A 15,456-nucleotide genomic window follows, 5' to 3' on the forward strand; every position below is an offset into this window, starting at 1 on the left:
GAAGACACCGGGGTGCCAGTCTCACCATCAGTGAACACGGAAATACCCCCGCGCAGGCGGGGAAGACCTTGTTGTCCAGGTGCCGGGTCGTGCGTTGCCGGAAATACCCCGCGCACGCGGGGAAGACATCTTTCCCATACCGTTGGCCTCTTTGGTCATGGAAATACCCCCGCGCACGCGGGGAAGACGGGCCGCATTCAAACAGAACGGATACCAAGCCGGAAATACCCGCGCACGCGGGGAAAACCAACCATGGCTTTCATTTGTGCCACAGTCGTCGGAAATACCCCCGCGCACGCGGGGAAGACACGTCGGCAGCGCGTAGGCCGCGCCATTGACAGGAAATACCCCCGCGCACGCGGGGAAGACCCTACCCGCGTGAAACCAACCAGTTCCAACCCGGAAATACCCCCGCGCACGCGGGGAAGACTCGGTCACAGCAATGTCGTCACCGGTGTAGTGGGAAATACCCCCGCGCACGCGGGGAAGACACCACCCCTCTGGCAGCCGCCCTGTACGGACCGGAAATACCCCCGCGCACGCGGGGAAGACGGGTTGACACGGCCATATGTGCCGTTGGTGTTGGAAATACCCCCGCGCACGCGGGGAAGACTTTCTTGATGGGCTTCCAGACTTTCACGAATAGGAAATACCCCCGCGCATGCGGGGAAGACTCACGCAATACCCCGGTGTTTGGGCAGTCATAGGAAATACCCCCGCGCACGCGGGGAAGACTTGACCCACCAGCCGTGATCGTCCTCGCCCATGGAAATACCCCCGCGCACGCGGGGAAGACCCATGGCCGATGACACGCCGAAGATTGATTTTGGAAATACCCCCGCGCACGCGGGGAAGACACTTTTGTTGCGGTCCTCCTGCTCTCCGTTGCGGAAATACCCCCGCGCACGCGGGGAAGACCGGCACCGGCACACTATCCGTACACACCAACCGGAAATACCCCCGCGCACGCGGGGAAGACTCTGCCGCGTCTATCCGCGTCGATGCTGAGACGGAAATACCCCCGCGCACGCGGGGAAGACCTCTTGCCCTGGTGGATAAGATCCGCGATTCGGGAAATACCCCCGCGCACGCGGGGAAGACCGACCGCACCGGGCAACCCTACGTGCCGTCCATGAAATACCCCCGCGCACGCGGGGAAGACTTGACTGTGGCAGCGATTGGTTGGTTGCAGTAGGAAATACCCCCGCGCACGCGGGGAAGACACTGGGACGCCGCCGATGGTTGGGAGTATGTGGGAAATACCCCCGCGCACGCGGGGAAGACCGGTATACGCCTGCTGCGGCGTCTCCTAGCCCGGAAATACCCCCGCGCACGCGGGGAAGACAAGGAGCGTCGAAACCATGGCTGTGGGGAATGGGAAATACCCCCGCGCACGCGGGGAAGACTCACGCTCCCAGTCCTCCAACGCTTCCCATGCGGAAATACCCCCGCGCACGCGGGGAAGACAAGTAGTCAGCCAGTGCGCGCCCGGTCGGCTCGGAAATACCCCCGCGCACGCGGGGAAGACGGATAGGGACATCCTGCCCACGCGCCTTGCCCGGAAATACCCCCGCGCACGCGGGGAAGACGGAAGGCTTGCTTAGGTGTTGGGTCGCTGTAAGGAAATACCCCCGCGCACGCGGGGAAGACCAATGCCCTTGTGAATCCGGTTATACCCTTGTGGAAATACCCCCGCGCACGCGGGGAAGACCCTAACTGACCTGCGGATTCATGGATTCGTGTCAGGGGTTTCGCTCGGTTGAGCGGCCGGGTCGTCCATATGCTGAGTATATCGGGTGGCGATGAGCTGCAGTCCGTCTAAGTTAATGACTTCCGGCGGGTCCGTTCCTGCGGTGCGGAACGAATATCCTTGTTCCATGTTTTGGTCAGTTATCACCATGGCCATGGATCCTGTTTTCAGGTCTTTGCTTGTCCGTTCCCACATGCGTTCTGCAACTGTTGGGCTGGTCCGTCCGACGAAGACTCCGGGTACAACTTCCGAAAGGAACCTGCCCAGGTATCCCCGGAGGTGGTCTGGGACTGCCCTGGCTATGATTACTGCGATCATTGGCCGTCTCCGTAGTTGGTGTGTCCAGATGATTCAGTCGTTTCGCCTACGAGCCGATCATCATCGCGATCCGGGAGGTGGGGTGAAAGTACGGTCATCAGCGCGTCAACCATTTCGGGGAGGATCTTCTTTCGGTGGATGGCTTGTCGCACGCCTATTCGTACAGCGGCCATTGGATCGTCCTCGGCGGCTGAGGAAAATGCCAGCGGTATCGTAACGGAGGGCTTGTAGAGGTCGGCAAGGTCAAAGAGCATGGACCGCTGGTTTCCGCGATGGATAATGCCAAGGGCAGGGTTGGCGCCTATGGCTGTGCATGCTGCTGCCGCGCACCCGTAGAGGATTGAATTGCCCAAATTGAGTCCAGTATTGACCGGATCCCCGGAGAGAACGTCACGTTTGAAACCCATGATTTTGTGTTGGCGGGCGAGCTTTTGGTATAGGTCGCGGATAGTTCGGCCTTCGATACCGCGCATGGAATTTACGGTGCCGCCGGGAAGCATTTCTATCCCCAGTTGCCGCTTGTAGAGTTTCACTGCTGCCGTCTTGACTGCTTCCGTATCGGAAACGAGGTGGGCTTGTGCGATGGCCCACCGTGCCGAGGAAGTCAGCGGTGTTGCCGCTGCGTAGGCGTTGGATCCTCCGGTGCCGGTGAAGACCACTGTTGTTCCTGAGCGTGTCAGGGACGTCATGGCTGGGTGGCTGATGGACGTGCCCGGACCAAGTGCCAAAACGGCGAGTCCACCGGCGGGGAGCTGGATGCGCTTCTTTGATTTTTCGCCTTCGTCGTTTTGCATGGCCCAGACACCGGTGCGTCCTTGATAGATGACAGCCATGTCTATGTAGGCAAAGGAGACCCGGTCTTCAAGGCGGACCTGATGTCCTGCCGGAAGCGTTGCGAAGGCCAGTGCTTGTTGGGAATATGTCATCAGCGGGCATCCATATCGACGACGCCGAGCAGGGCGTCGTAACCGATGCCTGCCTGTCCGAGCACGACGGGAATCATATTTTGCAGGCTCCGTGTCTGCGGTGCCCAGAAGATGCCCAGTTCCAGAACCCGGCGTGCAAGCGCTCCGTTCAAGGGAACGCTGGCTTCCATGGCTTTCCGGAGTTGGTCCCGGTCCCGGGGAGTGATTGTTTCAAGGTCCCGGATGCTTCCTGTCCAGGCTCCGGGTGCACCGTGTCCCGCGGCCGGGTCAATGATGAGGACCGTGACGCTGGGGGGTTCGATGAGCCTCGTCGCTGTCTGTTCATCCACATCATGGCCGGTCAGGCGCATGAAGAATTCCAGGTCGGTGTCGGGATTGATGATTTCGGAGGCGTTGATGACCACCCCGTCGGCTTTGGCGAAGCGGCGGGCATACTCAGAAATTTCTTCCTGTTCGGTCCAGTCCACTTCATCAAGGCGCAGGGCCGACGCTTCAACAAATGCTTGGCTGTCCTCGGGCATGTGCAGCCTTTCCCGACTGGTGAGGTACTTTTCAACCCGGTCCAATTCGGAGACGAAATACGGTAGGGCACCGTATTTTCCTGTACCGCGGACAATTTGCAGGGGCAGTTCGCAGATTCCTGGCAACCGGGCCGGCCGGTGCGGGTCCTCATGGCGCCAGACACGTCCGGCACGTTGGATGATCGAGGGAGCCGGCGCCAGGTCGGTGGACATGGCGTCAAGGTCGATGTCCAGGGATGCCTCGATGGCCTGGGTTCCCACCACGACCGTTCCCGCACCGGTGCCGCCCCTGCCGATTTCGGTGAGCAGCCGGTCGGCTGCGTCCCGGCGGTGCCCGGCGGTCATGCGGGAATGCAGAACAATTGGGTGCAGTCCCAGTCCCTGCAGGCCCCGTGCGGTTTCTTGGGCCCGCCGGACGGTGTTCACCACGAGACCGAGCCGGGCATTCGGGGCAGCGGCCTTCATTGCTGCAGCCCAGGTGAGGTGCGCGTGGACGGGGTTCTTGGCCTCGATAGTTTTCACGGAGATGCTGTAACTGGGCTGGCCCATGGTCTCCGGCCTGCCGGGGACGTGTTCGTGGGAGGGGAAGCTGATCGGTTCGGGTTGCCAGTCGGCGCTGTAAGCCTGGGCGAACCTGTCGCGTTGCCATTGGGGAAGTGTCGCGGAGAGGAGGGTGACCCGGGTCCCGGTAGCTCCCCACCATTTCATGAGTTGTTCCGCCAGTGCGCTCTGATACTGGTCCATCAGGTGCGCTTCGTCGATGACGATGTGGGCATTGGCGAGGGTCAGTAGCCGAAGATGTGCCCACTTGGTGCGCAGGGAACCGGCCAGGACCTGGTCGATGGTTGCCACCGACACCGGTGCGAGCAGTCGTGCCGTGCCGTTACGGAGGAATTCAGAAGGGATCAGGCCACCCTCGCAGGGGCTGCCTTTGTGGTCCTCATGCTCCGTGCAGGAGCCCCCGCACCCGGCCGTGTCATGTTCGGATGTTTCTGCGTAGAAGTCCTCGACGGTGGCCAGGCGATGTGCGAGTTCGGCGACGTTTCCCGTGCCTTGGTAAGCCTTCTGGATGCGCTTCATCATGGCGTTGGTCGTGGCCTGGGTGGGCAGGGCAAAGATGAGGCGTTCATTTTCCTGTGCATGTCGGAGCAAGGCCGCCTCGGTTTTGCCGTTGCCTGTCGGCGCCATCGCGATCCACAGCCCGCCCCCGGAGAATAGTGCCGCTTCCTGGAGGGGGCGCAGCTCATAGTTCCCGGCAATGGAGGTGCGGGCGTTCTTGAAGTCCTTGTAAAGGCCAAGAGTGTCAGGCAGGCGGGTGGCGAAGAACTCTCTGCGCACTGCCATCCACTTTTCAGGGTCGTTGATGTCCAGCAGGCCTTGGTCCATGTCTTTTTGTGCCTGTTGAACGGCCTGAAGCTCGGAGGCGGTCCGGTCCGCAAGAACCACGAGGCCGGCGATGAGGATGGCCACATCCGGCGGGGCCTGCGGGAACACTCCCTCAGGGTCCAATCCGCACGCGGCAAGAACGTCGCTGCGGAGCTTGTCACGGGACAGTTTCCACGCACCGCCAGCTGACTTGGTGAACGCACGGGCCTCGGAACTTGTCGGACACTCAAACCTGCCATGGTGGCCCAACGCCGATACTGCCAGCCATTCAGCGCTGGCACAGTCCCCGAAGTCCAGGTCCCCTAAGGCCAGGGACAGTGCGGAAACCTTCTCGTGTCGGCGTAACTGTCCCAGGCGTTCTGCCGGAACATCGAGGCTGTACCCCTCGGCCACCAGCGCCTTGCGGGTTACACCGTGCCATGGCTCCTGCGTTCTGGCGAGCAGTTGCCCGGCGAACACCGGGTTCGCTTTTCCAATGTCATGAAGTCCGGCGGCGGCGGCGACCTGCGCGCGGGCGCCGGGACCGAGGGAATCTTCGATATGTGCCCGCAACCCCGCCCTGAGCCAGTGGTCCCACAACACTGTTGCCGAAGCTGCGGTGTCCAGAAGGTGGCTGATGAGCGGGTATGCTTCCCCGAGTCCGTGCCGCTTGCTCCACAAAGCCATGGTTAGTAGACCGGCTTGACGGTCAGCAGACCGCACCCGTAGTTCTTGGCCCGGCCGATGCCGGCGGCCAGCAGAACAGCGAGTTTCTCCGGGTCCTCAATGACGCCGAAGCCGTCCACCAAATCTGTCTGCACGGTGCGCCCGGCTTTGTTCCCGATGACGTGGCGGTCATGGTTGAGCAGTTCCACCGCTCCAATGGCATCGGTGACTTTATCCGCCACCCATTCGGTCATGGCCGGACCGGTGTTGGTAGGGTCATCGTCACGCGGGACACTGCCTGACATGGTTGAGCGGGTTCTCTTGCGACCATCGACGATGACGCTGGTGCCGTGGCGACGGACCGCATTGGCACTGAGCCGGAAAGCAACCGGAGTCCCGGCGGCCGGTGCCGCGGGCTCCTCACGGGTGAGCAGACCGGGCAAGGTGGTCTGCGGCACAAGGGCGGAACGGATGAGCAAGGCAGGGGCCCTGCCCGGAACTGCCGGCTCGAGCCGGAAAAGGATGCCGGCGGCGGCGCGTGGGCTCGGGCCGCCAAGGGGCCCGAAAAGACGCATGACGCTGCCGTGCAGTGCCAGAGGGTCATTAATGCTTTTCGGACCAGGCATCCCGTTGCGTCCGCTGAACAGGGTGTGCAGCGCGATCAGGGACAGAAAAGTGGGGGGGCGGGTCATTCGGGGCCTCATTTTCGGGAGTGCGTTATATGCTGCGTCATAAACTCTGGCGGGGTTTTCCTGCACTGTCTGCAGGCATTCGATCCCCGCCAGGCAGCGCCGCCACGGTGAAGGGGCGGTGATTGTTATCCGCGCAGAGGGATCGTTGCGTGGGAAGCCCACCAATCCGTGCGCTCCGTTAGCGGCCGCTGCGGGACGGTGACGGTCCGGTCCGGGTAGGTATTGTCCCGGCCATCGAGCACATGGACACCCAGGGCCCCTGAGTGTCCGGACGGGGCCCTCTCCAACAGGGTTTCTTCGCCTGCACCCAGAAGAAAGGGGAACGACGGGGCGAAGGACTTCCGTCCCAGGTAGGGGCTGAATCCGGGGGTCGCGAAGGCCTGGACCAGTTCATGGGTTCTTTCCGGATGCCCGAGACGGACGATGAACTCAGCCCCGGCCAGGTAGGTGCGTTTGACGATGGCCGTGCCTTTTTGTGCGTCAGGGGTGAAAGATGCCGGGGCTTTGCCTTTCTGTCCGGAGGCAGTCCAGATCCGTTCGATGAACGTCTGAACCTCGGGACGCGGATTAATGGTCTGGAAATCCTTGCCGAGGACACCGGGGTTGTCGGCCCGCACGTCGATGGAGAGCTCTTCCAGCCACCGCGGCCATTCACCCTTCCGCGCCCCCAACGCGGCCGCGGCGAGACCGGTGACGCCACTGCGGCTGGGGATCAGTGCCGTATTCACATGGTTTCCCGTTACCCGGGGGCCGGCCCACGACTGGTATGGCGCCGCGAAGCGCAGATACAGGCTGCTCACGCCAGGATCCAATCGACAATCTGGGAACCGAGGCCCTCCACGCTGGTGCTCGCGGCGTGAAGGGATCCCAGACCGGAAGCAGTTCCCGCCACCAGGGACATCCCGAAGTTGCCTCCATCGAAGGCCAGCGCCGCGGCCCGCTGCTCTGCCAGACGCTTCACGGCCTGGTCGCCGTAACCGCCGTCCGGTCCCGGTAAGACGGGGGTTTCGAAGTCGTAGGCGAGGCGGTGGGATTGTTCCTCGGCAAGGACTGCCAGCGGTGCCACATAGGGCGCAGTCGCATTCTTCTTCCCAGAGGGAAGTTTGTAGATGAGCGATTCAATCATCAGGGCCAGTTGTTCTCGGGCGTTGTCAGCGCTGATGCCGGTCCAGTTGCGCTTGAGCTGGTCGCGGTCTATCGTCACCGAGCGGTAGAAGACTCCGGAGGTGTACGAGGCGACACCGAGGAAGGAAGCCCCGGCATGGACGGCCTTGGGGTCATCGTCAACCGTGGAAAAGTAGTCTGTCTCAATGACGGCCTTATGGACCGATATTGCGGGGCTGACCGCTATAGCGGCGACGGTGTTGGCATGGGGTGCGGCCGCGAACATGCGCCCGAAAGCAGCAATGGACAAGGAGCCTGTCACCCCGTTCTCCACGAAGACAATGGGTACTTCCTTTTCCCCCTTGCTTTCTCCCTTGCTCACGGTTGTGATGCCGGAGGCCACGGCGGCTGCGGCGGTCTCAATCTCCTCCATACTCAACCATGATGATGTCCCGCTCTCCTTGCCGGCAACATCGTCCCCGCCTGCATTCTTGACCAGGGCAGAGATCAGTTTCTTCGCCTCGGCCTCGGTGGTCTTTGCCTCACGCCCGGGGTTGATTTCTCGGGCTCGTTCAGCGACGATACCGGCGAGACGGGTTGAACGGACGCTCCGGTCCAGTGACCGGATCTCATAGTCAGTGCGGGCTGCTCGCTTGATGGCCTGGCTGGAGAGCATGCCGCGAAGCACCCCTCCAATGACTGCACGCTTGGGTGTGCCGGTATCGTCGCGGTTGAGATTGCTCCACGGGACGGTATTGATGATGTGGAGGGTGAGGTTTTTCAATTTACTGCTCCTGGATCTTGGTGTCGGTGATGCCGCTGCTGGGGATGCTTGCTGTATCGAAGGTCCAAGCCCCGTAATATTCCCCGATGGTCCTGCGTCGGAGAGACTGGGAGACTTCGGTGAAGCCGTTCCCCCAATGGGTCAAGAGCCGGCCAATACGGTAGAAGTCGAACCCCACGGGTGTACCGGAGGTGCTTCGTGCCAGGCTCAGGAACCGGCGGATTGTTGTGACAGCCTCTTCGAGATCCTGCTCTTGCAAAGTAGCCAGCCGGGAGGCGATCACATCCGGTTTGGCCGGGTCAAGAGAGTTCTTCCCGGACCGTTTCAAGCTGACGCTACGCAGCGAAGAGCCCAAGGAAAGGCTTGCCTGCGGAATGTCGGGATAGGTGGCGGCAAGCCCCGCAGCCCGCAGGAACGCGGTTTTGTCCCTTTCCCTATCCACCCAGCGAAGGACCCATGGATACGCGTACTGCTCGGTGGTCGGCTCCAATCCGCGGGCCACAGCAGACCGAAACCTGGTGTCGTTGGCCCGTCGTGCCAGGACCTCACCGATAAGTTCTTTCAAATTGTCTTCAGCTTCGGCCATACCGGAGCCTCCTTAGATGTAGATGCAGCGAAACTGATGGCCCGCGAACGCGGAAAACCTACCCACCGCCGATGCTCTGGTACGCCCTGGAGGCACCAGAGAGGGCCGCCTTCAAAACTTTCGAGGTGTTCTGTGAGACACCGCTGCGAGCCGCCATGATGAACGGTGCCAGTTTGGCCATGGGCGCCGATTCTGTCACCTGGTCAAAGGCTGCCAGCGAGGACGCGCGCACCACAGCCCAGACGGATGGATCAATGAAATCGCCCGTGCCGTTGATGATGAAGTCTTCAAACGGCTTGGACACCAACTGCCAGAAGGAACTCTCAACATCTACACGGCGGTCCTGCAAGGCGCTCAGACGCCCGTTGGGGGTGAACGGTTTACACAATTCCGCACAAACAGCCTGCATGAGCAAAGAGGCGTCCGAGACGGCGTCGGCACGGTCAACGTCGACCATCCACTTCTTCGGCGAAGAAATAAGCACTTCAGTGCGCCGAACAACAGGGGATGAGGCACTCCCCTCGACCAGATGCCGCAGAAACATGACCCGGGCCGATCGAGCCGGCGGTTTTACCGTTCCCCTGGAGCGTCGGCGCATGGCTGTGGAGAGATTCTTAGCGTTCCATTCCACAGCCAAATCCGTCTCGTTGTGTCCAAGATCCAGCCGCTGGGCCTTGCGTGCACTGCCGGTAACAATCCCCCCGACCTTCGTCTCGACGTCGACATAGAGATAAAAGTCATCCTCCGTGTTGCGCAAATCCCACCACGCTTTGGCAGCCAGTTTCCCCGCACCCATCGTGGGGGGTCGGTAGGGGGAACCACCCGTGGAAACCGCAGTCAAGCGGTCACCTTCCCACCGGCACTTGGCCGTATTCGACCCCCACGTGGCACGCCACAGCGGATGCTCCGGCCGTCCGGCCCCCTGCTGGGAGAGCACACAGTCAGGGTCGGCCCACGCCGGGAGCCCCGTCCCGTCAACCCAAACCTTCGGAGTGTTCATGAGCAAGGTTTCAAAAAGATTCCGGCCATGCCACAACACTTCCGTCGCCGTATAGCCGACACCGGGATAGCGGATGCCGGGAGAACCGTTGACGCAGGCCCGACCGTCGAGCCTGTTGTTGCCCCCGAACGAATAGTGATGATGTACGGCCAGAGCCAGTGCCGCACCGGCCATGTCCAGTTCCGTGGCCTGTAAGTTCTCCGACCAGAAATCCTCCGCCCTGTCCGCAGGCATCCAGGGCAGAAGCTTCTTCACCGGATTCCTGACCCCCTTTTCCGGAGGCTCAGCCCCTGCCGGGACCTGAAGGAACGGACGATCTCGATCGAAAAGGTCACTATGCGCATACAACCCGGAAAGTGCAGCATCCACCGCTGCCGCGTCAAAAGCCCCGGCAGCATTGCCTTGCCCACGAAGCACCAACGATGCTACAGCCGTCAGGAACCGCAGCAGCGCACCAGTCTGAATTCCATTCAACAATGGATCCAAGCCCTCAACATCATGGGCGTTAATGAGCGCATCGCGAACCGTCATCGGCCCTCGACTGGTCAGTATCCAAGACACTGACGACAGGACACACCCGGGCTTCGTCTCGGTCGCCACCGGTATTGTGACGTCCAAGGGCGTCCACCGACTATCACGCATTTTCATCTGGCTCCCTCAGTAGCCGCTTCGGGGACCATTGGCACCCTCCCAAGCATGAGTCTTGCAATCAATCAGAGACTACCCGGACGGACCGACAAAGCAGGACAACAAGCCAGCACCACCCGGACCAACCCAGCAGCCACCATCGTCTCGGACCGGTACGCTGATCTGTCATGGCCCACTCCCCTGAACCAGGGGGCCCACACGAGTAGCGGATCAGTCCCGAAGCCATGTCGTGCTGCCACCGTAGTTCCGAGTTATTCGACGGCAGTTAATGGACCGGTACTCCCCCACCCTCTGTCTTCACTAGCCAAAACAGGTCGCCACCACAGCACCTGGCGGCACGACAACGCTGCCTCGTGAACCACGGGAAACCATCCCTCACCTGCCCACAGACCAAGATCATGAAATGAAAGAGTGGCCAACCCCACCCAAACAACCCCAATACAAGCTCCTCCAGCACAAGACAACACCCAACCCGTCCACCTGCAGGGTAAATGAGAGTTCCGCCTTGGAACCCAGAATCACACGCTTCGCGCCACCCGCTATACCGATGGTCCAGTATCAGACCCCGAGGTGCAGGTCACTGTGTGATCCGACGACACCCATCAACGACGAATAGCAGGCTGTCCATTAACGGCCGATTCTGAGACGGTCCCAAGAGCCGGCGGCGCGCCGACCAAAAACCGTCCACAAACCGTCTCACAACATGCCAAGCAAACACCGATGTTGTGAGACGGTTATGCGACACTAGATGAATGGCAGCCCAGCATTTCAATCTCATCGGTTACACCCGCGTCTCCACCAACGGACAAGACGCCCAACTCCAACGCGATGCCCTCACAACAGCTGGCTGCGGCAGGATCTTCGAAGACAAAATATCCAGCCGCGCCACCACCCGCCCAGGGCTCGCCGAAGCGTTCGACCGTCTCCGCCCGACAGACACCCTGTGCGTATGGAAACTGGACCGTCTCGGCCGGTCAGTGAAGGAAGTACTCACCATCGCCGATAGCCTCCATGACCAAGGCGTCGGCCTGCGCATCCTCACTGGAACCCTGACAGGAACCTACAACCCAACCGGAGAGGGGAAGTTCTTCTTCATCATGATGGCCGCGTTCGCCGAACTCGAACGCGACATGATCCGTGAACGCACCATGGCCGGCCTCGCCGCGGCCCGCGCCCAGGGACGCACCGGAGGCCGGCCCACCGTCATGAGCCCCGATATCCTCGCAGCCGCCCAGGCCAGACGAGCCAACGGAGAAAGTCCCACCCAGATCGCCAAAGCCCTGGGCATCTCCCGCGCATCCATCTACCGCCACCTCCCCAACAGCAACCCCCGAACCATGCCACCGGGACAAAATCCTTAGCGCCAACCACTGTTCCCCTGCAGGTCAGACCCCAACTAAGCCTGGCATATACAGGCATTACTGTTTTTGACAGTAATGCCGTCAAAATTGGATTTTCCTGCCCGGAGCCAGATTTCTGCCGTTTCCTTGGAACCGATCGCCTTCGTTGTAAAGGTCTTCTCGACGCTTTACCTCCGTAAGGACTGCTCTTGTAATGAAGTCTGACCAGCTATGGTCTTTCTCCTGTCCATTCGTCGCCGTGTAAGCAGCCTTTGCCCTTGTTACATCATCCGTAGGCATGTAATAGCTGACCTGCTTCAGTGCTGAGGCCAGCCTCGGTTCAGTGCCAGAGGAAAGGGTGGGCGCCGACAAAGCCCTCTCCGTCACAGGAGCACTTCTATTGGCCTTCAGAAGATTTTGCACCGAAGGTGCTTCCGCTTGGCGTCGCGGCGGAACTTCAATGGGTCGGCGATTACTTTCAGTCATGACGCGTTCCTTTCCTCGGCTGCTTCCAGACGGGCAACGAGCTCATAGGTAATTTGGTAAAGGTCTTCAGCGACATTGACTGCAGACCTAGGCTGGCTCTGCCCGGCCTCGGCGGTACCGTTAAGTACTTCGTACCATTTCGGCGCGGCCTTGACTTGTTCTTCCAACTCATGGACCAGCACTCCCCTATCGCGAGCAGCTTGGGCCGGCGCTTCGGCGTGCCTGACCATCCCTTTGAAGAGCACATCCGCGTTTCCGAAGGTTTCGGTGATGGCTTCACGTGTAACTCGATGAACGTTAGTGGCCGTTGCGGATGTGGCTGTGATGATCACTCCGAGCAGATCAAGGTCAGGGTTTACATCGAGCACAGTGTCCAACCGCTTGGCCACGCCGACAAGGCCTTCGCGACCAGCTTTGTCTGTCTTGGTCGGCACAACGACGTATGAAGCAGCACCGAGAGCAGCTACTTGCAGTGGCTCATTGCCTGGGGGGCAATCGATGAAGATGATGTCGTAATTGCCAGCCAACGGGGAAAGTGACCGCGCAAGCGCCAGCTTTGCCTTCCTGCCATCTTTGCTTCCCATAGAAACGAGACCCGCCGCAGCCGAATCGAGGTGTGATCCCCCAGGGATGACGTCGAGATTGGGGCGGATGTCCTTTAGAGGTATGAGCAAACTTCCAAACATAAGGCTTTGAGCAAGAGCACTACCATCATCATCAAGGTCACCGTGCCTATAGCCGAGGTCAAGACCTAGATTTCCTTGTGGATCCATATCTATGAGCAGGACCTTCCAACCTGAAACTGCCAGCAGCGCCCCCACATTGGCAGTCAGGGTGGTCTTCAATACCCCTCCCTTACCGTTGACGAATCCGCAGATTCGGTCCATTCCTGTCCTGTCAAAAGTTGTTGTTAGTGTCATGGTTCCAATCTACTGTCATTAGTAGCTTTACAGGTATTGGGTGCAATGCAGTCTTTGCTTGCATTGCACCCAATACCTGCTTTACATGCGACACTACCATTAATATTAATGCATGTAATACAATTATTACTTGTTTTACTTTCTTTACTGTCTTTACTGTCTTTCAGATCGTGTCGCCGCGAACCGGCCACTTGCAAGCATGATTTTTCCATGTAACCACCGCCAAGTTTCTGAGGCAGCTTTCACGAGCTCTCACGAGTCATTTAAGCCCTGTTATTTAGAAACGTGGAACCACCAGTGGGTATCCGCCCATGCATCTGTGAGGGCGGCTATGACGCTGCTGGCATTTCGGAAGAGGGCAGAGGAGGACCTACCGTGAGCCAGGGGTCCCAGGGGTCGTATTCGTCGCGTTCTTGGTCGTAGAGGTCTTCTTCGCGGATTTCTTGGTGCAGGTGGCGTTCGAGGTGGGCATGCCACTGGCGGCGTTGAGCCTTAATAAGGCGTAGCTGGGCCTCGTAGTCCTCCTGAACACCGAGCCATTCGGCGAGGGTGGCCAGGTTGGTGGTGTGAACCATCCGCCAAGTGCCATGGTGGCGTTCAATCATGGCCAGTTCGGCCAAGGTGGCCAGTTCTTTGGTCACGGTGGGCCGGCTCATCCCGGTGGCACGAACGATCTCTGCTGTGGTGGGGGACTGGCGCCCACGCTCCACCGCCTCGTAGACCAAGGCTGCCGGTGCGCCCAAGGCACGGAACACGGGCCGGATTCCGTAGATCTTGCCCTTGCGCCAAGCGGTCGCCGCAGCCACGTCCTTCCATTGCTGCGGGCATCCCAGCAAGTAGCTATCGGCCCGTTTACCGCGCCCGTCTTCAATTTTGCTCAGCATCCCGCCACTGAGTTTCGCCAACCGGGGCAGCAAACGAGCGATCGTGCCGTGGTGTTTGCCCATAGCCAAGGCAAAGGCCCTGCATCCGACATCCACCAGCAGAGTGCCTTTGGCCCGGGCGAACCCCAGCACGGCACGAATCAAGAACCTCAGCATGATCCCTTCACGCCCAGTACGGGCAAGGCGCTGATCAAGCACGGAGTACAAAACGTTTTCGAGATCGTTGATCTCGGCCATCACCGCAACCCTCGAGCGAGGGACCTCAGCCGCCCCGCTGTGGGTTAAGGCAGGCTCTGTGTCGCTTTTGTTTGCATGCTTCAAACCCTCGGCGCTGGTGTGTTGTTTTTCTCCAATCCAGGTGGTGGCGTTCGCCCACTCCGCCGGCAGCAGTCGCTCCTGGCGCTCGGCACTGCCGTAGAGGGCGGCCAGGCCGGCGAAGTCGGTGTCCAGGCGGGCTTGGATCTCGACCAGGCTCACCTGCCAGGCGCACAGATGGTTCAGCACCGCCATGCGGGCCTCGGAAGCGCTCTTGTACCGGTGGGTGTCATAGATCCCCGTCCGGGCAACCCGGCGCAACACCGACCCTGCCAAAACCTGGGGCTCGTCTGCCATGGCTGGTGAACCCGCAGCAGGGTATGGGGCAAACGGCGACTTGGTGGCCTTGCGGACACGAACTTGTCGGATGGAGGCAGCCAAGAACCTCCGCAGGTTCGCAACACCTTCAGGAGGGTTCCTTCGACGCAGCACGTCATAGGCCTCGGCCAAGGGGGTGTCCAGGACTTGGTGGCCGGTGCCGGATTTATGCAAAGACCCGGGGGGGCGGATGCAACCATCAGTGACGTTTTGGTGGGGACCGGGGTCAAGGCTGGGAAAGCGCGTAGCAAGAGCTTCCACGAGCTCGCGGGCCTCTTCGGCTCCAAGACGCCCTGCAACAGGGATATAGATGTGACGCCCGCCGCTGGGGGAGTGATCAGCAACAAAACGCAACCCACACGAAGCCAGCAAGGCTGTGATCGCCTCAGCATCAGCATCCACCACCGCTTGCAAGGCTTTGGAAGTATCCAGGTCCAGACACAAGGTCGGTACCGAACCGTCTGCACCGTGGACCATGACAGCAACAGCACGCCCCGGCAACGCCCGAGTGATGCGGGGAGGGTTGGAACGCGGACGTGGGTACTTACCCCCACGGGTGGCAAACCGCATGACCGGGGAGCCTGCTATCAGTGGCGCTAAAGCGGCCCACGCCTGCGCATGGACAGATGTGGTTCCTGACACATCAAGCGTGTCAGCTGAGCTGCTTGTGTCCAAAAAATTGTGTGCGTGTATGATGGAAACATTCCTAAGCAAGAGCGGGCATGACAAAGCCGCTGTTGTCGAAGTAGATACAAACCGAGAATCTTGGCGGATGCAGGTTTTTAGCTACCGATTGAGTGTCAGGCAAGGCCCGCAAACTGCGGGCCTTTTGC

At 60.5% G+C, this 15,456-nt stretch carries 12 protein-coding genes and 1 CRISPR repeat array; of the genes, 1 reads left to right on the forward strand and 11 read right to left on the reverse strand.

The features are described 5' to 3' along the window. Positions 1-38 precede the first annotated feature (38 nt). A CRISPR array of direct repeats spans positions 39-1,711; the repeat unit is 28 nt; unit sequence GAAATACCCCCGCGCACGCGGGGAAGAC. 18 nt (positions 1,712-1,729) lie between these two features. The 8 genes from cas2e to Q4P21_RS05205 form a co-directional block, all read right to left on the reverse strand. Further along, positions 1,730-2,068, reverse strand: a complete 339-nt coding sequence (gene cas2e / locus Q4P21_RS16315; protein ID WP_369598861.1) for a type I-E CRISPR-associated endoribonuclease Cas2e — start codon at positions 2,066-2,068, stop codon at positions 1,730-1,732. Continuing rightward, positions 2,065-2,994 carry a type I-E CRISPR-associated endonuclease Cas1e gene (gene cas1e, locus Q4P21_RS05175; RefSeq protein ID WP_303387746.1) on the reverse strand — a complete coding sequence of 310 codons (930 nt, stop codon included), beginning with the start codon at positions 2,992-2,994 and terminating at the stop codon, positions 2,065-2,067. The genes cas2e and cas1e overlap by 4 nt, the downstream gene beginning before the upstream one ends. Next, positions 2,994-5,567 carry a CRISPR-associated helicase Cas3' gene (cas3, locus tag Q4P21_RS05180; protein ID WP_303387747.1) on the reverse strand — a complete coding sequence of 858 codons (2,574 nt, stop codon included), beginning with the start codon at positions 5,565-5,567 and terminating at the stop codon, positions 2,994-2,996. The genes cas1e and cas3 overlap by 1 nt, the downstream gene beginning before the upstream one ends. A gap of 2 nt (positions 5,568-5,569) precedes the next feature. Further along, positions 5,570-6,238, reverse strand: a complete 669-nt coding sequence (locus Q4P21_RS05185; RefSeq protein ID WP_303387748.1) for a type I-E CRISPR-associated protein Cas6/Cse3/CasE — start codon at positions 6,236-6,238, stop codon at positions 5,570-5,572. Between the two features lie 125 nt (positions 6,239-6,363). After that, the gene (cas5e, locus tag Q4P21_RS05190; protein ID WP_303387749.1) at positions 6,364-7,038 is read right to left on the reverse strand and encodes a type I-E CRISPR-associated protein Cas5/CasD; all 675 of its coding nucleotides are present in this window, start codon (positions 7,036-7,038) and stop codon (positions 6,364-6,366) included. Next, a complete protein-coding gene (gene cas7e, locus Q4P21_RS05195; protein WP_303387750.1) occupies positions 7,035-8,126 on the reverse strand; it encodes a type I-E CRISPR-associated protein Cas7/Cse4/CasC in 1,092 nt (363 codons plus the stop codon). Before cas7e ends, cas5e begins: the two co-directional genes overlap by 4 nt. A 1-nt stretch (position 8,127) precedes the next feature. Beyond that, positions 8,128-8,712: a type I-E CRISPR-associated protein Cse2/CasB gene (casB, locus tag Q4P21_RS05200; protein ID WP_303387751.1), complete on the reverse strand. Its 585-nt coding sequence runs from the start codon at positions 8,710-8,712 to the stop codon at positions 8,128-8,130. Positions 8,713-8,770: 58 nt separating this feature from the next. Further along, a complete protein-coding gene (locus Q4P21_RS05205) occupies positions 8,771-10,243 on the reverse strand; it encodes a type I-E CRISPR-associated protein Cse1/CasA (protein ID WP_369598862.1) in 1,473 nt (490 codons plus the stop codon). Positions 10,244-11,112: 869 nt separating this feature from the next. Between Q4P21_RS05205 and Q4P21_RS05210 the strand changes: the two genes are divergently transcribed. Beyond that, positions 11,113-11,721 (forward strand): recombinase family protein, encoded by a 609-nt coding sequence (locus tag Q4P21_RS05210; RefSeq protein ID WP_303387753.1) that lies wholly within the window; start codon positions 11,113-11,115, stop codon positions 11,719-11,721. Between the two features lie 81 nt (positions 11,722-11,802). Here the strand turns inward: Q4P21_RS05210 and Q4P21_RS05215 are convergent, their stop codons facing one another. The 3 genes from Q4P21_RS05215 to Q4P21_RS05225 form a co-directional block, all read right to left on the reverse strand. Further along, a complete protein-coding gene (locus tag Q4P21_RS05215; RefSeq protein ID WP_303387754.1) occupies positions 11,803-12,186 on the reverse strand; it encodes a hypothetical protein in 384 nt (127 codons plus the stop codon). Continuing rightward, a complete protein-coding gene (locus tag Q4P21_RS05220) occupies positions 12,183-13,106 on the reverse strand; it encodes a ParA family protein (protein WP_303387755.1) in 924 nt (307 codons plus the stop codon). Before Q4P21_RS05220 ends, Q4P21_RS05215 begins: the two co-directional genes overlap by 4 nt. A gap of 329 nt (positions 13,107-13,435) precedes the next feature. Beyond that, positions 13,436-15,193, reverse strand: a complete 1,758-nt coding sequence (locus Q4P21_RS05225) for a hypothetical protein (RefSeq protein WP_303387756.1) — start codon at positions 15,191-15,193, stop codon at positions 13,436-13,438. Between the last annotated feature and the right edge of the window lie 263 nt (positions 15,194-15,456).

The sequence above is a fragment of the Arthrobacter sp. genome, assembly GCF_030540645.1.
In the GTDB taxonomy this organism is placed as follows: domain Bacteria; phylum Actinomycetota; class Actinomycetes; order Actinomycetales; family Micrococcaceae; genus Specibacter.